The sequence below is a fragment of the Clostridioides sp. ZZV14-6154 genome, from assembly GCF_020657785.1.
In the GTDB taxonomy this organism is placed as follows: Bacteria; Bacillota; Clostridia; order Peptostreptococcales; family Peptostreptococcaceae; genus Clostridioides.
The window spans coordinates 1-20,051 of the sequence record NZ_JAGWCY010000020.1 but is presented as its reverse complement, the minus strand read 5'-3'; the positions used below and the strand labels follow the sequence as shown (position 1 = coordinate 20,051).

At 29.9% G+C, this 20,051-nt stretch carries 19 protein-coding genes, 1 rRNA gene and 1 riboswitch; of the genes, 8 read left to right on the top strand and 12 right to left on the bottom strand.

The features are described 5' to 3' along the window. The first annotated feature begins 521 nt into the window (after positions 1–521). Complete coding sequence (locus KGF45_RS19115) at positions 522–2,120, top strand: putative manganese-dependent inorganic diphosphatase (RefSeq protein WP_227841488.1); 1,599 nt, start codon at positions 522–524, stop codon at positions 2,118–2,120. Between the two features lie 662 nt (positions 2,121–2,782). Here KGF45_RS19115 and KGF45_RS19110 read toward each other — a convergent pair. The 10 genes from KGF45_RS19110 to KGF45_RS19065 form a co-directional block, all read right to left on the bottom strand. Further along, positions 2,783–3,307 (bottom strand): peptidylprolyl isomerase, encoded by a 525-nt coding sequence (locus KGF45_RS19110; protein WP_227830372.1) that lies wholly within the window; start codon positions 3,305–3,307, stop codon positions 2,783–2,785. Positions 3,308–3,371: 64 nt separating this feature from the next. Continuing rightward, positions 3,372–4,124 (bottom strand): patatin-like phospholipase family protein, encoded by a 753-nt coding sequence (locus KGF45_RS19105; protein ID WP_227830373.1) that lies wholly within the window; start codon positions 4,122–4,124, stop codon positions 3,372–3,374. 30 nt (positions 4,125–4,154) lie between these two features. Further along, positions 4,155–5,453 (bottom strand): M18 family aminopeptidase, encoded by a 1,299-nt coding sequence (locus tag KGF45_RS19100; protein WP_227843059.1) that lies wholly within the window; start codon positions 5,451–5,453, stop codon positions 4,155–4,157. A gap of 16 nt (positions 5,454–5,469) precedes the next feature. Further along, complete coding sequence (locus KGF45_RS19095) at positions 5,470–7,734, bottom strand: DUF3553 domain-containing protein (protein ID WP_227843058.1); 2,265 nt, start codon at positions 7,732–7,734, stop codon at positions 5,470–5,472. Positions 7,735–7,984: 250 nt separating this feature from the next. Further along, positions 7,985–8,806 carry an energy-coupling factor ABC transporter ATP-binding protein gene (locus tag KGF45_RS19090; RefSeq protein WP_227830376.1) on the bottom strand — a complete coding sequence of 274 codons (822 nt, stop codon included), beginning with the start codon at positions 8,804–8,806 and terminating at the stop codon, positions 7,985–7,987. After that, on the bottom strand, positions 8,799–9,497 hold the full coding sequence (gene cbiQ / locus KGF45_RS19085) for a cobalt ECF transporter T component CbiQ (RefSeq protein ID WP_227843057.1): 699 nt from the start codon (positions 9,495–9,497) through the stop codon (positions 8,799–8,801). Before cbiQ ends, KGF45_RS19090 begins: the two co-directional genes overlap by 8 nt. Before the next feature lie 2 nt (positions 9,498–9,499). Then, the gene (locus KGF45_RS19080; protein WP_227830378.1) at positions 9,500–9,784 is read right to left on the bottom strand and encodes an energy-coupling factor ABC transporter substrate-binding protein; all 285 of its coding nucleotides are present in this window, start codon (positions 9,782–9,784) and stop codon (positions 9,500–9,502) included. After that, positions 9,774–10,526 carry an energy-coupling factor ABC transporter permease gene (locus tag KGF45_RS19075; RefSeq protein ID WP_227435530.1) on the bottom strand — a complete coding sequence of 251 codons (753 nt, stop codon included), beginning with the start codon at positions 10,524–10,526 and terminating at the stop codon, positions 9,774–9,776. The genes KGF45_RS19080 and KGF45_RS19075 overlap by 11 nt, the downstream gene beginning before the upstream one ends. Positions 10,527–10,707: 181 nt before the next feature. After that, positions 10,708–10,901, bottom strand: a riboswitch (cobalamin riboswitch). Between the two features lie 137 nt (positions 10,902–11,038). Then, on the bottom strand, positions 11,039–12,814 hold the full coding sequence (locus KGF45_RS19070; RefSeq protein WP_227843056.1) for a nitric oxide reductase activation-like protein: 1,776 nt from the start codon (positions 12,812–12,814) through the stop codon (positions 11,039–11,041). A gap of 13 nt (positions 12,815–12,827) precedes the next feature. Continuing rightward, positions 12,828–13,757, bottom strand: a complete 930-nt coding sequence (locus tag KGF45_RS19065; RefSeq protein ID WP_227843055.1) for an AAA family ATPase — start codon at positions 13,755–13,757, stop codon at positions 12,828–12,830. A gap of 442 nt (positions 13,758–14,199) precedes the next feature. Between KGF45_RS19065 and KGF45_RS19060 the strand changes: the two genes are divergently transcribed. From KGF45_RS19060 to KGF45_RS19030, 7 genes are all read left to right on the top strand, one after another. Next, positions 14,200–14,388, top strand: a complete 189-nt coding sequence (locus tag KGF45_RS19060) for a helix-turn-helix domain-containing protein (protein WP_227843054.1) — start codon at positions 14,200–14,202, stop codon at positions 14,386–14,388. After that, positions 14,381–15,082 carry a response regulator transcription factor gene (locus tag KGF45_RS19055; protein ID WP_227830382.1) on the top strand — a complete coding sequence of 234 codons (702 nt, stop codon included), beginning with the start codon at positions 14,381–14,383 and terminating at the stop codon, positions 15,080–15,082. The genes KGF45_RS19060 and KGF45_RS19055 overlap by 8 nt, the downstream gene beginning before the upstream one ends. Position 15,083: 1 nt before the next feature. Next, positions 15,084–16,007: a sensor histidine kinase gene (locus KGF45_RS19050; protein WP_227843053.1), complete on the top strand. Its 924-nt coding sequence runs from the start codon at positions 15,084–15,086 to the stop codon at positions 16,005–16,007. Positions 16,008–16,165: 158 nt separating this feature from the next. Beyond that, complete coding sequence (locus tag KGF45_RS19045) at positions 16,166–17,089, top strand: ABC transporter ATP-binding protein (protein ID WP_227843052.1); 924 nt, start codon at positions 16,166–16,168, stop codon at positions 17,087–17,089. Then, complete coding sequence (locus KGF45_RS19040; RefSeq protein WP_227843051.1) at positions 17,082–17,819, top strand: ABC transporter permease; 738 nt, start codon at positions 17,082–17,084, stop codon at positions 17,817–17,819. The genes KGF45_RS19045 and KGF45_RS19040 overlap by 8 nt, the downstream gene beginning before the upstream one ends. Before the next feature lie 10 nt (positions 17,820–17,829). Continuing rightward, entirely contained in the window at positions 17,830–18,603 is a 774-nt protein-coding gene (locus KGF45_RS19035; protein WP_227843050.1) for an ABC transporter permease, read from the top strand. A 15-nt stretch (positions 18,604–18,618) separates the two neighbouring features. Next, positions 18,619–18,771 carry a hypothetical protein gene (locus KGF45_RS19030; protein WP_009888176.1) on the top strand — a complete coding sequence of 51 codons (153 nt, stop codon included), beginning with the start codon at positions 18,619–18,621 and terminating at the stop codon, positions 18,769–18,771. A 372-nt stretch (positions 18,772–19,143) separates the two neighbouring features. Here KGF45_RS19030 and KGF45_RS19025 read toward each other — a convergent pair whose 3' ends face one another. Both KGF45_RS19025 and rrf read right to left on the bottom strand, forming a co-directional pair. Further along, positions 19,144–19,752, bottom strand: a complete 609-nt coding sequence (locus KGF45_RS19025; protein WP_227840778.1) for a DedA family protein — start codon at positions 19,750–19,752, stop codon at positions 19,144–19,146. A 192-nt stretch (positions 19,753–19,944) separates the two neighbouring features. Then, a 5S ribosomal RNA gene (gene rrf / locus KGF45_RS19020) occupies positions 19,945–20,051 on the bottom strand; the annotation flags it as partial.

Below are 20,051 nucleotides of genomic sequence, written 5' to 3'. Positions count from 1 at the left end.
GTACAAGTAATATATAATATTTGGATTCATTTTCATAAAATAATACTTATTTTTGGTTTATATATACTTTTTATTTTTAATAATAACTATATAATTTTAAAAAATACATAATCTAAAATTATTTTAATTTCTATCAGTTATTTTTAAATCAATATTTTAGAATAATATTTTTCATATAGATAAATAATTTTTATATAACACTCGTTAATTTTTTACTTATGAGATACATACAAAAAAATTTATACTATAAAATTTTCATAAATTTTTATTTACTCATCATATTAATTAATTTTTTCGCAGCTATCTTCAATGAATTAGTTGTTAATAAACCCCAATTTCATTGAATAAAAGTATAAATCATAAAAATTTTTATATTAAATTTGTTATATATGTAAAAGATAAAATTGCATATAATATTTTTTTCATTAAATTTTTTTCTTTTTACAACAAATACTCACTACCTTTTGATATAATATTTTTATCAATTATTATTATATTCAAGTTTTGAAAGGAGTTTTAAAATGAGTTTATTAGTTTTCGGACATAAAAATCCAGATACAGATTCAATATGTTCTGCAATTTCATTAGCATATTTAAAAAACAAGCTAGGAATAGAAGCAACAGCTTATGCTTTAGGAGATATCAGAAAGGAAGCTAAGTATGCCTTAGACTACTTTAAGGTAGATGCACCTGAAATCTTAGATAACGTTAGAATACAAGTTAGAGATTTAAATTATGATAGGGTACTACCTTTAACTCCAACTTCTTCTATATTAGAAGCCTATAATCTTATGGATGAAAAAAATGTTAAAACATTACCTGTAACTTATGAGGATGGAACTTTTGCTGGTATTATTACTATGAAAGAAATAGCTAAAAACCTTCTTCATCAACATTTTACAACTATACACACATCACTATCAAATATCTGCAAAAACCTTAATGGTACTATCCTTGTAGATTGTGGTGAAGATGTAAAAGGTAGAGTTGTTACTTTATCATTTGGTATGGAAACCCTAATAGAGACTTTAAAAGAAGGGGATATAGCTATTGTTGGTGATAGATATGATAGTATTGAATACGCCATCGATACAAAAGTTAAACTTTTAATACTTACTAATCATACAGAAATTTCAAAAGATTTACTAGCTCTTGCTAAAATAAATGGAGTGTCTGTTGTTTCTGTTGAAAGTGACAACTACAAAACTTCTAATGTCATAAATCAATGTAGCTTCTTGGATTCTATAGAAGCCACAGACAACTTGATTACATTTAAAGAAGACGACTATATGGATGAAATAAAAGAAATTATGTTAGAAACAAACTTTAGATCTTATCCTATATTAGACGATGACAATAAGTTTTTAGGATTAATTTCAAAAGGGCATCTATTAAATCCATCTAAAAAGAATGTTGTTTTAGTTGACCATAATGAATATGCTCAAAGTGCTGATGGAATTGAACAAGCAAATATAGTTGAAATAGTTGACCATCATAAACTTGGTGGTATTTCTACTGATGTTCCTATGTCTTTTAGAGTTATGCCTGTTGGATGCAATAGTACTATAATTTATCAAATGTATAAAGAAAATAATGTTGAGATACCTTATGAAATAGCTGGTCTTCTTTTATCTGCTATATTATCTGATACATTATTATTTAAATCTCCAACAACTACTGATATGGATAAGAAAGCTTGTGAAGAATTAAGTAAAATAGCAAAAGTAGACATGGAAAAATATGCTATGGATATGTTTAAATGTGGTACTTCTTTAGATGAGTTTACTATAGAACAAATAGTAAATATGGACTTTAAAGAGTTTAACATGAGTGGACATAAAGTTGGTATTGGACAAGTATTTACTTTAGACACAGACTCTATATTTGCTAAGAAGGATGAATTTTTATCTTATATAAATTCAACTGATTATGACAAATTAGTTCTTGCAGTTACAGATATAATAAAAGAAGGTTCTTATTTAATTTACAAAGCAGAAGATAGATTGATTGCTGATGCATTTGGTATTGAAGGAGTTCAAGGAACATTTGCTCCAGGTGTTGTATCTAGAAAGAAACAATTAGTACCTAACTTAACTACTGCAATTAAAAATTTTAAATAATATAAAATCTTTAGACAACACAAAAACTGTTTCAAATTTAAATTTGAAACAGTTTTTTTCTTACATAACAATAATAAATTCTATAAAAAAAGAATACACTATTAGAAAATTCTAATAGTGTATTCTCTTCTTATTATATATTACACTTTAAATTATTCCTTGACTGGTCTAGCTGGTGTAAACTAAACCAGTCTCTCTCAAATATTAAGCACTTTTTTCTTATTATGTTTTTAGGATTTATTGTCTCTATTATTGTAAACCAAAGTTATGAAATTGTAAATAGAATATATTACCATTATAATGTTTTTTCTTAAGTAAAAACATACAAATAACTTTCTTTTTTTAAACAAAATCATTAAATTAGCTTTAAAAAATGTTAAAATAAATGTTTTCCACATATCTTATATATTTATTTTAATATCTTATATATTAAAAACCTAATCATAAATAATTTAATAGAATTATTTTTCTATAATACTATTAAATAATATTCTAATAAGATTATTGGAGCTATTTAGTATAATAAAAATTTAATATATAACTAAATTTCAGTAAAATAAATTAAATTAAAAAGTGAGATGTATTCATATCCTCTAGAAAATATAATAACATCTCACTTTATATTTAAGTTGTATAGATTTTTACTTTTATCTATCTATGACCTAGTTTTTTTCTACATCTGAGTAATCTACTCCAAAAGTTTCTACAGTCACAGCTTTCATAATTTGTGGAGTCTTTGGCTTGTCCGCTGCTCCTGTTCTAACTGATGCTATTTCATCAACTGTATCCATACCTTCTATAACTCTACCAAAGCCTGCATATTGACCATCTAAATGTGGTGAATTTTTATGCATTATAAAGAATTGAGAACCAGCTGAATTAGGTGCCATAGTTCTAGCCATTGATATAACTCCTCTTTCATGCTTTAGATTGTTAGTAAATCCATTTCCACTAAATTCACCTTTTATAGAATGGCCTGGGCCACCCATTCCAGTACCATTTGGGCATCCACCTTGTATCATAAATCCTGGTATTACTCTATGAAATGTTACTCCATTATAATATCCATCATCTACTAATGATACAAAATTCTTAACTGTATTTGGTGCTATATTTGGGTACAACTCAATTTTTATTTCTTTTCCATTTTCCATTACTATAGTTACTATAGGATTTTTATTTTCCATGACTTATTACCTTCCTTTTTATTAATTAAATTACACAATTACATTTATTATATTATACTCTAAATTAAAGTCTATCAAGTATATTTTTTCCTATTTCATATCCTTCTTGATATATAGTTTTACAAAACTCATCATCAAAGTTAAGAGTATCTTTAGGTGCAAATTGAGTGTTAGGTCTAACTACTATTATTTTATCTTCATTATATATTTTTTTGATGTCATCTGGTAAATCATAATTATACTTTGTGGATATCAAAATAATTTTATCCACATTATCCACAATTAAAGGCTCAATTAATGCACTCCTAATTAGACCTCCATCCAATTTAAAACCATCGTAAATACCATCTTGCACATCCTTCATAAATTGTTCTTTAAATCCAAGAGTAGCATTTGGATTTGATGGTAACAATCCACTATATGAAATGCTTAAGATTGCTTCGCCTTTAGGCATTTTTGACACATTTACAACCTTTTCTGATACTACCTTATTATTAACTTCTACATAATTAACATAGAAGTTCATTTTCTCTATTTTACTATCATCTAGTTCTTTCAGATTGTCTATAGCAGGAGAATTATCCACAGTATTATTTACTATTTTCACATTTCCGTTCTGGATATCTTTTATATTTGTCCACATTTTTTCCAAGTTATCAACATTGCCTGTGTATAAATAATATCCATTTATCGCTCCTATTGATGTTCCTGAAATCGAATAAAAATTATTTATTCCATTATCATATAAAGCCTTAACTACCCCCGCTTGGTAAGCTCCTTTTGCTCCTCCACCTTCTAAGCATAGTCCTAATTTCATAGTTTCATCTCCAAATTATTTATCTTATATTTATATTTCAAAAAATTTACTAAATGTTTTATATATACTATAATGGTCTTCAACATTACCTAATTCTCTTACAGAATGCATTGCTAAAATTGGACTTCCTACATCAACAGATGGTATATCTACATGAGTAGAAGATATTGGACCTATTGTACTTCCACCCCTCTCATCTGACCTATTTACAAATTCTTGATACTCGACATTAGCTTCTTTACATATATTTTTGTAAACAGCTATAGAATATCCATCGCTTGTATATGCTTGACTTGCATTTATCTTTATAACAGGCCCTTTCCCCATAACTGGTTTATTAGTTGGGTCATGTTTTTCTGGAGTATTTGGATGAATAGCGTGAGCTAAATCTGATGATATCATGAAAGACGAATAAATAGACTCAAAAAATCCTTCTCTATCTTTCCCTATTGATAAACATATTCTCTCCAATATATTTAGTAGCATATTTGAATCTGCACCTTGTTTAGTGGAACTTCCAACTTCTTCATTATCAAACACAGCCATTACATTTACACCACTTTGTCCTTTAGTATCAACTAAAGCATTTAAACTAGCATGTACCATTGCAAGATTATCTTGTCTTCCAATAGATATAAATTCATCATTAGCCCCTATTAAACTTCCTTTTTCAAATTCATATAAGAATAAATCAAAGTCTATTATATCTTCCATCTTTACATTTAAATTAGACGATATTTGTTTTAAAATAAAGTTATCTTTTTCTAATGTATCATTTAATAATCCAACTAGAGGTAACATATCTTTTTGTTTATTATATGAATGACCATCATTTATACTTCTATTCAAATGTATAGCTAGATTTGGTATTATACAAATTGGCTTTTTAAAGTCGATAAGTTTTTCCTTTGGCTTAAGTACACTATCTCCTTTTAAGACTACTCTCCCAGCTATACCAAGTGGTCTATCTAACCACGTACTTAATATTGCTCCTCCATAACATTCTGTATTCAGCTTCAAATAAGCTTTCTCAGCTTCTATTTCTGCATTTGGCTTAATACTAAATGTAGGAGAATCTGAATGAGAACCTATTATTCTAAATCCACCTTCTTCTATATTATCTGAGTTAACTACAAAAGCTACTATAGCAGATAAATTTTTAGTCATGTAGTATTTTCCACCTACTTTTAGATTCCATTTCTTATTTAAAGCTAACTCTTCAAATCCATTTTTATCTAAGACTTCTTTGGCACTATCAACTGCGTGAAAAGATGATGGGCTATCGTATATGAAATCTATTAAATTTTTAGCAAAGCTTATACTATCCATTCCTAATTTTCCTCCATTATAAAATATCTAGTGTTGTATATTCTTTATTTATTTTTTTAATTCCTTGTTTATCAAAGGCTATAGTAACATCTGTTCCAATTATAGACACGACTGTTCCAACCCCAAATTTAGGATGATGTACTTTAGAACCAAGCTTTATATCTTCTGGATTAGTCTCTTTATTTGAATCTTTTATTGTAGCATTAACGTTATCTGCAACTTTAGATTTACTTATAGTATTCATATACTTTTTAGTATATTTATCTAACATATTATAACTTGCTTTAGAATAACTTAATTCCTTTTTCATTTTGTACAATCTTTCTATACATTCTTCTGGTAACTCTTCCATAAATCTTGAAGCTATTGCAACATTTGTTTTACCATATAGCGTTCTCTTTTCAGTTAGTGACATGTATAGCTCTTCTTTAGCTCTAGTTATACCAACATAACAAAGCCTTCTCTCTTCTTCTATTTGAGATTCACTCAGAGACTTTATAGCTCTTGATATAGGAAATAGACCTTCTTCCATACCTGTCAAAAATACAACTGGAAACTCTAACCCTTTAGATGTATGTATTGTCATAAGAGAAACTCTATCATTGTCCTCTTCATCATTAGATTCAGATGTAAGTGCTATACTAGTTAAAAATGTCTCTAAATCTTTATTTTCATAAGTATCATCACTACTACTTTCAAACTCTAATGCTATAGATATAAATTCTCTTAAATTATCAATTCTATCTTGAGCTTCTTCACCTTTACCAGTTAAATCTTTTTCATTTTTATTTCTTATCTCTACAAGTTCATCCATATATCCTGTAGTATCCAAAACTTTTTCTATTAATTTACTAACAGGATAGACTTCTTTTATGGTTCTAAGTGTACCTATAATATCAACAAATCCACTTATACTTGCTCTAGCTTTTGTAGATATATCAGAATTTGTTTCTATATCAATTAAAACTGAATATATACTCTCTTGTTTCAGATTGGCTCTATCTTCAATTTTTTCTATAGTTCTAAGCCCTATACCTCTTCTAGGAACGTTTATAATTCTTTTTATAGATATGTCATCCTGTGGATTTTGAATAACTCTTAAATACGCTACTAAGTCCTTTATTTCTTTTCTCTCATAAAACTTTGTACCACCATATATATTATATGGAATTTGACTTCTGTTTAAAGCGTCTTCTACAGGTCTTGCTTGTGCATTTGCTCTATAAAGTACTGCAAAATCTTTGTATGGTCTATTCTCTTTTCTAGCTATTTGTGCAATTGAGTCAGCTATAAAATCAGCCTCTTCTATTTCACTACCAGTTAGTTGTATCTTTATAAGTTCTCCTTCTTTCTTTTCACTCCAAAGTTTCTTTCTTTTTCTTTCTATATTATTGGATATAACTTTGTTAGCTGCATCTAATATTACTTGTGTTGACCTATAATTTTGTTCTAGTTTAACAACATGTACATTATCATAATCTTTCTCAAATTCAAGTATGTTTCTTATATCTGCGCCTCTCCATCCATAAATACTTTGGTCATCATCTCCAACAACACAGATATTTTGATGTTCTCTAGCTAATAATTTTATTAGTTCATATTGAGCTTTACTTGTATCCTGATACTCATCTACCATTATGTATCTAAATCTACTTCTATAATAAGCTAACACTTCATCATTAGCCTTAAAAAGTTCTACAGTTTTAAGTATTAAATCATCAAAATCAAGTGCACTATTTCTCTTTAAACGGTCTTGATATAGAGCATAAATATCTGCAATCTTAACCATTCTATTATCTGCCATGTTGATATCTTTAAACTGTTTTGGAGTATAAAGCTTGTCTTTTGCTCCTGAAATGGCGCTTATAACTGCTTTTGGTTCAAATACCTTATCACTTAAATTTAATTCTTTAAGACAGTCTTTAACCAATGTAACTTGGTCTGCAGAATCATAAATTACAAAACTCCTATTGTAACCAATCTTATTTATATCTTTTCTGAGTATCCGAACGCAACAAGAATGGAATGTACTTATCCACATGTCCTTAGTTTCAGGACCTATGTTTTGCTCAACTCTCTCTCTCATTTCATTTGCAGCTTTATTTGTAAATGTTATAGCTAATATATTTGGTGCTTGTACACCTTTATCTTCTATAAGGTATGCTATTCTTGTTGTTAATACCTTAGTTTTACCTGAACCAGCACCAGCCAGTATAAGTACTGGACCTTCAGTTTTTTCTACTGCTTCTCTTTGAGCAGGATTTAATGTATCTAAATTCATATTTCTCCTCCTGTTAACAGCCATAAATATATTTTAATCTAAAATATGAATTACTTCAAATTATAATTATGTATTATATTAATAGATTATTGTCAAATTTTAACAATTAGATAACACTTACTTATAAAATTTATTTTTATTCTTTATAAAAAAAATAACCTTATGATTTGGGGAATCATAAGGCACCTTTAAGGGGTCTAGGTTAAGGGTTATTATATATAAATCTATTTTTTTAAAATAGGTTTAGGGCTTAATTATTTATTTGTATTAAGTCTCTTTCTTTCCAGTACTTATACAAATCTTCTTCTTTCTTAAATAAAGGTAAGTTCATATTTTTATGTACTTTTACTAACCACGGAGATTCTAATCCAGCTTGTATAATATTGTTCTCATTTACAAATACTCTTTCTGCGTTTCCTTCATCAATTAAAATCCCCTTATCCAGTACATATATATAATCGCATATTTCATACATTAAATTCATATCATGACTGGATATTACTATTTTTATATTATTTTCATCTAATCTCTTTATTATATCTACAATAGACCTAGTGCTTACTGGGTCTAATCCAGCTGTAGGCTCATCAAGCAATACAATTTCATTTTCCATTGCTATAACTGATGCAATTGCTACTCTTTTTTTCTGACCATAACTTAAAAAGTGTACTGGTCTATCTATAAAATCTATTCCATTAACAGCTATCAAAGCTTTGTTTATTCTCTCTTTAATAATTTTTTCATCCATTCCAATGTTTCTCATCGCAAATGCTATATCATCATATACTTTTGAGTAAAATATTTGTTTTTCTGGGTCTTGAAAGACAATCCCTACATTTTTTCTAAGATTATACAAACTCTTCTTATCATATTTTAACTTTTCTTCTTTGAAAAGTATTTCTCCAGACGTAGGCTTTAGTATTCCCATTAAGTTCATAAATAAAGTTGATTTTCCTGAACCATTTGAGCCTATTATACCTATAACATTTCCCTTTGAGAAATCCATATTAATGTTCAATAATGCATTAGCATTTTTTTCATATTGATATGTTAAATTATTTATTTTAAACATCATTATCCCCTACTATGTGAAATTTACCATCATACAATTTTATGTCTAATGATATACACATATCATCATACCTTGTCATAAGCCTTTTGTACAGCATACTTCCAAGAATCCCTAAAGATTTATATGAAGTTTTTAAATTTATGTACCCAAATCTTAATTCTTGTGACTTATATATCTCTGAAAATTCTTCTAAAAATATAAATATAAATCTATATATCAACATTGATAATTCAACAAAGGTATCCGGTAAATGCAATTTCTTAAAGAAAAATATCAACTGATTAAAAGGTGTTGTAAGTATACAAAAATACACACAAGTTAAACAAGACATAGCTCTAAATAACACATGAATAGACATGTCAATAGATGCCTTTGATATTCCTACATAAAAACTAAAAAACTGAAAACTATATAGTAAGTCTGTTTTATTAAAAGATATATTCACAAGAGTTATACCTATACTAAGAAATAAAAAATACATCGGTATTTGAAGTAATTTCAAATAATTTTTTAAATCTATCCCTGCTACACAAACAACTAAAATACTCATTAAAATCATAATTCCACTCAAGACAAATATATTTTTTATTACCATAGAAGCAATTAGAAAAATTGCTCCTATGGCTACTTTTTTATTTGGGTTTACTTTACTTAATCTATTTGTATATGCATATTTATCAATGATAAGCATAATTAACTTCTCTTTCCTTTTTGAAGACCTAATATATATCCTATTACCCCTGCACCTAGAGCTGCTTGTGCAGAGAATAATAAACTCTCTATTTCTCCACTTGGGGGCTCATATGGACTACTAAACCAAGGCTCATAATTTGGATTTATCTTAGTAATTTCACTTTCAGCTTGACCATCTGCTCCTCCATATTCAGCACCTGAATTTACAAGTAATGGGAATATGATAAGAGCTACTACTAATAAAAGTAATAATATGTTAGTTTTTGTTTTTGTTTTAGCACTCATTAGCTTTAACTCCTTTATCATTATTTTCTAGTATGCTTTTTTCTCCATTTTCTGTAATCAAATTATATACAATTACAGTAAGAATACCTTCTGCTATTGCTATTGGTATTTGAGTCATAAAGAAAATTCCTAAGAATTTAATTGCTGAAGCCATCACTCCACCTGATGGGTCTGGGAAAGCAAGTGCTAGTTGTATTGAAGTTATTGTATATGTGGCTAAATCTCCTATTGCTGCTGCAAGAAATACTGGTATAGCATTGTTTCCATCTTTTTTCTTTAATGCTTTAAATATTAAAAATGATATAATTGGCCCTATTATAGCCATTGAAAAAGCATTAGCTCCTAAAGTAGTTATTCCCCCATGTGCTAGTAATAATGCTTGGAATATTAGAACTATAGTTCCAAGAACAAACATTACACTTGGTCCAAACATTATTGCTCCAAGACCTACTCCAGTAGGATGTGAACAACTTCCTGTTACTGAAGGTATTTTTAATGCTGATAAAACAAATACAAATGCTCCACATAGAGCTAATAAAACTTTCTTCTTAGGGTCTTGCTTTACTATTTTACCTATTGATTTTAATCCCACTAAGAAAAATGGTATAAATATAACTCCCCATGCTATAGACCATTTTACTGGTAAGTAACCTTCCATTATATGCATTGCATTTGATGTAACTGGAGTTAAAATGATTAACATAAGTGCAGCTATAACCCCTAATTTGATATTTTGTTTCATTTGAGTATCCCCTCTCCCTTTCTAATAATTAAAATATGAATAATATATGTAACCTTATTCTAGCAAAATAAAAAAGCCTAACTCGATGGCTAGGCTTCTAATTTTCGACAATCTAAATACAAACACATAAAATAAACATATCTGTATAATTATTATAAGAAACTTTCTCCATCCCCGAAGAAATCACTTTAATATTTTAGGCAGGTCTCCTGACTTAGCTTCATCCTACTCCTCTTCCTTCCCATGAAATATAAAAGCATATTATCATAGTGGCTAACAAAAGTTTCGTCTGCATCACAGTAGCGGGGGCTGTAAAGGAATTTAACCTTCTTCCCTATTAATCTTGCTTAAAGAACCTATAATATTATATATTTAATTTTTAATATTACTTTATTTTTAATTCATTTTCTATATAAATCATTGTATACCTTTTCTGTGAAAATTTCTACATTTTTTACAAATTTTATTCATTTTTATATTTTTATGTATATAAATTCTTTTTTATAAATCAATTAACTCCTAATTATCTTTTTTAAATACATTGAAACCACATCAGAAAATCTAGTTATGTCTCTTGAATATATAAAATCGTTTCCATATATTAATCTTTCAGCTTCAAGTTCTGATTCTTTACCTGTAAATACTCCTAATACTAAAATATTTTGTTTTCTAGCTTTTCTTACTTCATTAGCTGTATCTCTTAAACCAACAATACCTCTATAAGCTTTTTCTCCTCTTAAAGTTCTCTCGCTATTTTTTCCTATCTTTACATCATTTGGCCTTCCATCACTAAGAACTATCAAAATTTTATTTTCTTCGTCTCTATTTATCAAACCACTACATATGGATTTTATAGCTAAACCATCTCTATTATTACCAGCACAGAAGTATTCAAAGATGTTTTCACTATTTTTAATACTGTCATCATAATCCTTAAATCTTTTTAATATCGTGTAATCTAAGAAACTAGAAAAACCCATAACTCTATTTGGTATTCCAACTTCTGTCAAGGCATTTGCAATTATGTAAGCTTGAATTGCTACATCTCCTTGGTTTCTACTTTGAGAACCACTTGCATCCAACAATATATCAATAACATATTTCCCTTTTTCATTTTCTATATCTTTATAAAATATTTTATTATTGTTACTCCTTCCAACTCTCCAAGCTCTATTTGCTAGGATAGTTCCACAATCAGAATACACTCTAGTTTTAGCATTTTCTTCTACTAAAATCCTAGCAAGGCTTTCTTTTAATCGCTTTATTTGTTGTCTATACATCCTAGCATGTTCTCTAAATTTGCCTAAATTATTTTCTTTTTGTCTTGTCACATATTTTAGCTGAAAAACGTTATTACATTCACTTCTAAGAACACCGTCTGTAAAGTGAATTCTGCATCCCTCATGTACGTTTCTGCAATTTTGTGTTTCAAGCTTTTTAATTTCACCCTTACTTAAATAAGTTTTCCCATAATAATGTTCTATTTTTGAATATATTTTATTTACAGTCTCTTCATCAACATATATAACTCTGTCTGCTGAATTGCTAGATTGAGAATCATCAAAATCCCCTACCCCTTCTACAAGCATCGATGAAGATATTGAGTCTATATCACTTTCAATAATGTTTTCTTCTTCATCACTATAAAGTTCTTCATACATAAAATCAGCAAATGTATCAAAGTTTACTTCAACATCCTTTACATTGTTTTCATCATATGTAAAATTGCTTTCTTCTCCGTTTAATATATATTCAAAATAAGTTAAATATATAACATCTAATGCTTTTAAAATCTCCATAATATCTTGATTCGTATCTATATTCCTTATGTCATTAACTATTCTTCTAGTTATACTGTCTAATGCTGGATGCTTGTCCATATTATAAAGTACAAATGCATATTTAATTTTATCCATAATATTGTCATTGTTTATTTTGGTAAAACGTGAAACAATATCTTTATAAGCATTTCTTCTTATATCTTCTATCCCTGGCCTATCTTTAATGGCCTTTTCTTCAACTATTGTATTTAATATAACTTGAATTAGACCCAATATAATATCTTTGTCATATCCTTTTCGTATTCTGTTTGTAAGATATTTTTTAACTATGTCCCAATCTACATATTTTCTTCTAGCTCCTGCAATTATTGCAAAGTATAGACCTATTTCTTTTGAAGAATAATCTTTTTCTGATATATCTATACTTTCATTGTAATCACCAGCTATTGTCCAAGATAAGTTATTTGCTCTATTTTCAAATTCATAATCATCATATATCCATTTCATAATCTCACCTATATTAAATATGACTTATTGGAAATACATCTGCACTCTCCCATTTATTAGGTATTCTCGTTTTAATTACATCTCCAACCATTTCTTTTTCATATATATCAAAAGTCTTTCCTGTCAGTCCCATATTAATTGCAAGAGTTGGTTTCAATCCTCTCCTTATAGTCTTAAGAGATGCCATAAGGCCACGTAGGTCAATAGCTTTACTAGATATCTCACCATTTTGAGATTTCAATTGTAAATCTAAAAATATTCCTGCAAAGTGTATTAATTTCTCTTCATCAGCATCTGAAAATTCATTTTTTAAAATCATCATTAACTTATCTTCTTCTATTGGAGGAATATCTATTACCATAAATCTAGATACTAGTGCTTCATTAAGTTCTTTTGTTCCTGCATACTCGTAATTCATAGTTCCAATAAATCTTGTTGCTGGGTGCAGATTAACTCTCTCATAGCCGGGTACATCAATCACTCGACGATAATCTAAGGCTGAATGAACTACAACTATAGCATCATTTTTTGCCATGTTAATTTCATCAAATACACCAAAGCCTCCATTAATAGCACATTCATAAACTGAACCTCTTCTAAGTTTAACTTCATTGTCTATAAATGTATCTGTACCTATAAGTGTTGAACTATCTGTGTTTATATGAAATGATGTATTCCACTGAGGTCTATTAAATATCTCGCCTAAATTATCAGCAAGTAAATTTTTTCCTGTTGCCTTTGGTCCTGACAATAAAATATTTTCTTCTTCTAAAATCGCTGCTATACACATAGATAATATGTCTTTTCCATAAAAATAAGTTTTAGACTTTGTTACTCTGTATTCTAAATCTTTTTCTAATCCATAATAATTTCTAAAATACAGTACATCTTCAATAAGCTTTCCATCTACCCCTTGTACCCTTAGATTATCTATTATATCCATATTCTTACCCCTTTTATATAAATAGTATTTGTTTCATTTCTTAACATCATTTTAACATAAAAGGATATAAGCTAGAATTGATTTTTTGAACTACCCCACCTTAACTACCTTCGGTAATGTTTGAAGATGTAGATTTCTATTCGATAGCACTTTTGAACTAAGCATTCATAGGCTCTAAGGGATATTCCATCCCCAATAATCTTAATCCTTCTTTTAGTATATTTACACTAGCATTTATATCTCTGTAATGCTGTGTATTGCATTTTTTTCATTTGCAATAAGTGTACTTGGATATTCACGAAAAAATAGCCATATATAAAAATAAATCGGATAATCAATTATATATTAGCTACTGCATATTATTTGCTGATGTTTCTTGATTTTATTCGGTTACACGTATATAATATATGCTGATATATTACGAGGAAAGGGTGGTTGAAATATGGAGTATATGTCTTGCCCCGAAGCAACAAAAAAGTGTGGCATTTCCGAAAGACGAGTACAAAAACTATGTGAAGAAAGTCGCATACCAGGCGTTTCAAAACTCGGGTATATGTGGCTGATACCAAAGGTCGCGGAAAAACCTGTTGACGGCAGAACAAAAAGAAGAAAGGAACTACAATATGAATAGTGTTTTGATTATAGATGATGACAAAGAACTTTGCGCTCTTATGAAAAAATGTGTTGAGCAAGAAAATTTATCTGTTATTACTTCATATGGCGGTGTAGAGGGGTTGGATTTGGTCGATAAAAATAGACACACACTCTCTCTTGTAATTTTGGACATAATGATGCCGGATATAGACGGTTTTCAAGTTCTAAAAAAAATTAGGGAAACAAGTAATATTCCAGTGCTTATGCTTACAGCTAAAAGTGACGAGGACGATAAAATTTCCGGGCTACGTTTAGGTGCTGACGATTATCTAACAAAGCCGTTCAGCATAAACGAACTTATGGCTCGTGTCAATTCTCTTATTCGCCGGTATACTATGTTAAACCCTGCTTTTATAACAGACATGGATTGCATAATAATAAATGGCATGATTATTGACAAGATAAACCGCATTGTTTCCATCAATAATATTCCTGTTCAACTTACAAGCAAAGAGTTTGATTTACTTTCTTTTCTGGCTTCTAATAAGGGACGGGTGTTTACCAAAAAACAGATTTATACACAAGTATGGGAAGAAGAATATGCTTTTGACGATAGTAATATCATGTCTTTCATCAGTAAACTGAGAAAAAAAATTGAACCAGACCCCAACCATCCATTTTATATTTTGACAGTCCGAGGTGTCGGTTATCGTTTTAATAAGGAGGCTTAACATGAATACAAGTGTTTATCTGCTTTTGGTATTGGTTCTTAGCCTGATTATTATAACGTATCTTGTTTCTGTCCTACGACGTGTCCGAACACAACTTACACTTATAAAAGATGCTTTAGAGGATATAAAAAATGGAAACCTTAATCGCCGTATTTTAACAAGGGAAAGCGACATGACAAGGCAAATTTGCTATGATATTAACGAAATGGCAATCAATGGCCAATCACAGCTTATTCAGCAAAAACAATCAGAACAAGCCTACAAACGTCTAATGACAAGTCTCTCCCATGATGTAAAAACTCCACTTGCTTCTTTGGTCGGTTATTTGGAAGCATTAGAAAGCAAAATTGTTGTAGGAGAAGAAAAGGACGAATATATCCATGTTGCGTCCGATAAGGCTCATTACTTAAAGCATTTTGTAGAAAATCTATTTGAATGGGTAAAATTGGATTCTAAGGAACAGGTTTTTCATTTTGAGATTTTTGATTTGAATGAGTTATCCCGTAATATTATAGCTGATTGGGTTCCTGTTTTAGAAAGCAGTCATTTTGAATATGAATTTGATATACCCGAAATAGAGTACTTCTTACGCATAGACGCAAACGCATATACCCGTATCCTTAATAACCTATTACAAAATATTATTACTCATAGCGAAGGTGACAAAATGACACTGCGAATTTTTGAAAACAAACAGCAAGCTCAAATTATAATAACAGACAATGGGAAAGGTATATCTTCTGACAATCTCCCACATATTTTTGAAAGGCTGTACCAATGCGACCATTCAAGGTCTGCAAAGGGAAATGGTTTAGGCTTGGCGATTGTAAAAGAACTTATTAACGTTCATAAAGGAACTATTACCGCCAACAGTACCCCCTGTATGGGAACAGAATTTACAATATTGCTTCCTAAAGCCCTGTAAAAATACGGGGCTTTCTTACTGCTAAAACAAGATAAAAACAAGGTTACGGCAAGGTTTTGGCAAGGTTCATGTTTTATAATTCTAATTGTAATTGCTTCTGATGTTGTATCAGCTATGATATTGCTGAAGTAAATTTATTGAAAGTGAGGAACTTATATATGAATGATTTTTTGATTGAAACAAAACAACTGACAAAAATTTATGGAAAGCAAACAGCAGTTGATAAAGTCAATCTCCATGTAAAAAAAGGCCGAATTTATGGTCTGTTAGGGCGCAACGGAGCCGGAAAAACCACAATTATGAAAATGATTTTAGGGTTGACTTCAATCACGTCCGGAGAGGTAGATATATTCGGAGAGAGTATTAAAGGCCAAGAAAAACGAATATATCCCCGTATCGGTGCAATTATCGAAACGCCAGGATTTTATCCCAATCTGACTGGGACGGAGAACTTAGAGATTTTCGCAAAGCTACGCGGTACAGACGCCCCCAATGCCGTAAAAAGCGCATTGGAAATTGTCGGCTTACCTTATAAAAATAAAAAACTGTTTAGTAAATATTCGCTTGGCATGAAGCAGCGACTTGGTATTGCCAACGCTATCCTGCATGACCCAGAACTGTTGATTTTGGACGAGCCAACCAATGGTCTTGACCCTATTGGTATTGCGGAGATGAGGGAGTTTATTAGGAATTTGAGCGTTGAGCGCGGAAAGACAATTCTTATTTCCAGTCATATTCTTTCTGAAATCTCATTATTGGCTGATGATATTGGAATTATCGACCATGGTATTCTTCTGGAAGAAAGTAGCATGAGCGAACTGGAAAAGAGAAACAGTAAATATATCCTGTTACAAGTTTCAGATATTCCGAGGGCGTCATTGATTTTAGAGCGTCAATTCAACTCGAAAAATTATTCCATTCAAGACGACCACACCCTACGCCTTTATGACACTACTCTGGATATGGGTGAAATCAATAAAGCACTTGTAATGCAGGATGTAACTGTTATTAGTTCTCAACTTTGTAATGATACCTTAGAGGACTATTTTAAAAAAATCACAGGAGGAGAGGGCATTGCTTAAACTTATTCAAACAGAATTTCTTAAACTGCGTCGCAGGAAACTTATTTGGCTCATGTTGTTGGCCGCCCTCATTATGCCGTTTTTCGCACTACTATATTTCAATTATTTTGGGGAAGCAGGGGTTGACCCGATACAGTTTTATAAATGGTCTGCATTTGGTTACACACTTTGGATTATTTTGCCCGTTGTTTTGGGTATGCTTTGCACCATGCTTATGCACGAAGAAAATCAGTATGATATGCTCAAACAACTTTGGATTGTACCTATCAGCAAAATGGGATACTTTTTTAGTAAATTTTTTGTTGTTTTGATTTACTCTATTTGTTTTATGCTGATTACAGCCGTTGCTTCCGTGCTATTTAGTGTACTTTCTGGATATGTCGTATTTAAATGGGGAAGCATTTTATATTTGTTGGAAAAATGTTTAGAAATTGGTGTAATCACTGCTTTTGTAATGTTGCCGATTTTGGCAATCGCTACATCTCAAAAAGGATACATTCTCCCAATTTGTATCACATTGGTATATGCCTTTTCCGGTTTTGTTCTAATGACAATAAATATGTATTTACACCCATTATCCAGTATGGGAGTTATTATCATGAGAAATAAAGACATTCCAGGTCTTATATTTTCACAGGAAATTAATGTCCCATTAGCATTTCTTTGTATTTGTATTTGGAGTATTGTATCAGTATTGTTTGCAAACATTGCACTAGGAAGAAGAAAGTGAGGTGTAGATAATGTGGAAATTACTTTGGGCTGAATGTCAAAAAATTCGTCGTTCAAAAATTGTTTGGATTACAGTTTTTGCATCCATTATGATAGCAGTCATAGTTTTTGCAGGAGGGCAGGATGTATATAATGACCTAGATTTACATTATGGCTTAAAGAGCGTTTATGACGGTTCACGGTATATAGACAATGCAGGTTGGTATATGAATGCGGTACAACCTTGGTCAACTTTTTTTGTTCTTCCTGCTGTCATTGCCCTATTAGGAAGCTATATTATTTGTCGTGAAGAAGAGGAGGACACTATTAAATCCCTACGTCTTATTCCCATAAATGAAACAAAATTAACCATAGCAAAAATGATTATTACTTTTATATTCAGTATACTTCTTTATTTGTTACTCTTTACTATAACATTTTTGACTGAATCCGTTTTACATTTTTCCGATTTATCGATAAAACTGGTTTTAAGTTGCATGAAAGAGTATTTTCTTGATGGCATAGGTGTATTCCTTGCAATTTCTCCCATTATTGCCTTGGTATCGCGCATGAAAAAAGGATATTGGCTTGCATTAGTATTCACAGAAGTTTATTCTATTGCTGGACTATTTGCAGGTATGTCAAATGTCTTACAAACCTTTTTTCCTATTGTAGCAATATTTAATCTTTCTGGATACTATATAACTACTGGAGAAAAAATTATGGGGAGTATCATAAGTTTATTACTTTGTGCCTGCCTTTCTGCATTTATACTGAAAGGGCTAAAACACAATGAAAAAAATTGAAATAGGTATATCAAAATGAAAAAGATAAAAAAACTGATTATTCTAATTGTATTCTTGTTTCTTTTTGGTATGTTACACTGTTATACTGAATGGAAATTCAACAATGACCCACCTAAAGGGGTAATAGAAAGAATAAATGAGTGGACTGATAAGATTGGACTGGATTAGTAACTTATGTTAATTATAGTGAATGTAATATTAGCAAGTTATTGTTTCATATTTTAATACTATAATTTTAAATATTTGGTTTTAATCTGCCAAATGAATGTAAAAAAACTGTCACAGAAGCAACATATTTTTGAACATTTATAAAGCGGTAGTTTTGATTTTCAAAGCTGTCGCCTTTTCTTCTATATAAGCAAACTTACCCTCAACAAAGTGTAAAACATGGTACATTTTAAGAAAAAAGTACCACAGACACAAGCGATAAAAGAAACGCCGAGAACCTACAAAAACGTAGTGTTTATGCAGATTTACGACGCCTTCTATTTTCTCAACCGTCTTAATGACCTTGTACAAAAAAAAATTTTCTAATATTTTTTATAATCTTATCTTGTGATGTTTTTTATGTATATATGACTTAATACCAATTCCAATAAAAATTATGGATATTGGTATAATGAGAACTAGGAATTTATAATCATTATAATGTGACATTATTTTTACCCAACTCTCTGAAAAAATATACCCAATACTAATTAACGAAGTATTCCATATGGTGATACCCACAATAGAGGATATAATAAAAGTTATAATATTCTGACCTGCAATACCTGCTATAAAAGATATGTATGTTCTACATAGAGGAATTAACCTACATACACAAACAGAAATAGAAGAGTATTTGTTAAAATAATCTTGTGATGTAAAAATTCCCTTTTTTGCCTTGGGACATATCTCTACTATCTTATTTATGATAGATTTTCCTCCCAAATTGCCTATTGTATAACAAAATATTGAACCAAGTATACCTGCAACTATACTTAAAATTAAAATAGTTAAAAAACCAAAATGATTTCTTGCTGCAATAGCTCCACAAAGTGGTAAAACTACTTCACTAGGTAATGGAAAACAAGCATACTCAATCATAATTAATACAAATACAGATATTAATCCATATTGTAAAATAAAACTATTGATTACAGACACCTAATTATCTATCTCCTTTCTTATTTAAAAGTACATACCTATAAAACCTCACATCCTACATTAAAAGAATTAATTTATAAAAAACTCTTTTAAATATTATATGTGTTTATATAAAGCATTTATAACAGACTTATCCTTTTTAAATAAGAAATTTGAAAATAAGAAACTTGACAACAAAAAATAAAAAAAATTACGTGGCTACGTCCTACTCTCCCAGGCAGTTTCCCACCAAGTACCATCAGCGCTAGAGAGCTTAACTTCTGTGTTCGGAATGGGAACAGGTGTATCCTCTCTGCTAT

Coding starts and splice junctions, on each gene's coding strand:
- KGF45_RS19110 (WP_227830372.1), bottom strand. CDS start 3,307: ATGGAAAATAAAAATCCTATAGTAACTATAGTAATGGAAAATGGAAAA.
- KGF45_RS19105 (WP_227830373.1), bottom strand. CDS start 4,124: ATGAAATTAGGACTATGCTTAGAAGGTGGAGGAGCAAAAGGAGCTTAC.
- KGF45_RS19070 (WP_227843056.1), bottom strand. CDS start 12,814: ATGAAATGGATATATGATGATTATGAATTTGAAAATAGAGCAAATAAC.
- KGF45_RS19065 (WP_227843055.1), bottom strand. CDS start 13,757: ATGGATATAATAGATAATCTAAGGGTACAAGGGGTAGATGGAAAGCTT.
- KGF45_RS19055 (WP_227830382.1), top strand. CDS start 14,381: ATGAATAGTGTTTTGATTATAGATGATGACAAAGAACTTTGCGCTCTT.
- KGF45_RS19060 (WP_227843054.1), top strand. CDS start 14,200: ATGGAGTATATGTCTTGCCCCGAAGCAACAAAAAAGTGTGGCATTTCC.
- KGF45_RS19050 (WP_227843053.1), top strand. CDS start 15,084: ATGAATACAAGTGTTTATCTGCTTTTGGTATTGGTTCTTAGCCTGATT.
- cbiQ (WP_227843057.1), bottom strand. CDS start 9,497: ATGCTTATCATTGATAAATATGCATATACAAATAGATTAAGTAAAGTA.
- KGF45_RS19075 (WP_227435530.1), bottom strand. CDS start 10,526: ATGAAACAAAATATCAAATTAGGGGTTATAGCTGCACTTATGTTAATC.
- KGF45_RS19080 (WP_227830378.1), bottom strand. CDS start 9,784: ATGAGTGCTAAAACAAAAACAAAAACTAACATATTATTACTTTTATTA.
- KGF45_RS19115 (WP_227841488.1), top strand. CDS start 522: ATGAGTTTATTAGTTTTCGGACATAAAAATCCAGATACAGATTCAATA.
- KGF45_RS19090 (WP_227830376.1), bottom strand. CDS start 8,806: ATGTTTAAAATAAATAATTTAACATATCAATATGAAAAAAATGCTAAT.
- KGF45_RS19030 (WP_009888176.1), top strand. CDS start 18,619: ATGAAAAAGATAAAAAAACTGATTATTCTAATTGTATTCTTGTTTCTT.
- KGF45_RS19035 (WP_227843050.1), top strand. CDS start 17,830: ATGTGGAAATTACTTTGGGCTGAATGTCAAAAAATTCGTCGTTCAAAA.
- KGF45_RS19100 (WP_227843059.1), bottom strand. CDS start 5,453: ATGGATAGTATAAGCTTTGCTAAAAATTTAATAGATTTCATATACGAT.
- KGF45_RS19045 (WP_227843052.1), top strand. CDS start 16,166: ATGAATGATTTTTTGATTGAAACAAAACAACTGACAAAAATTTATGGA.
- KGF45_RS19095 (WP_227843058.1), bottom strand. CDS start 7,734: ATGAATTTAGATACATTAAATCCTGCTCAAAGAGAAGCAGTAGAAAAA.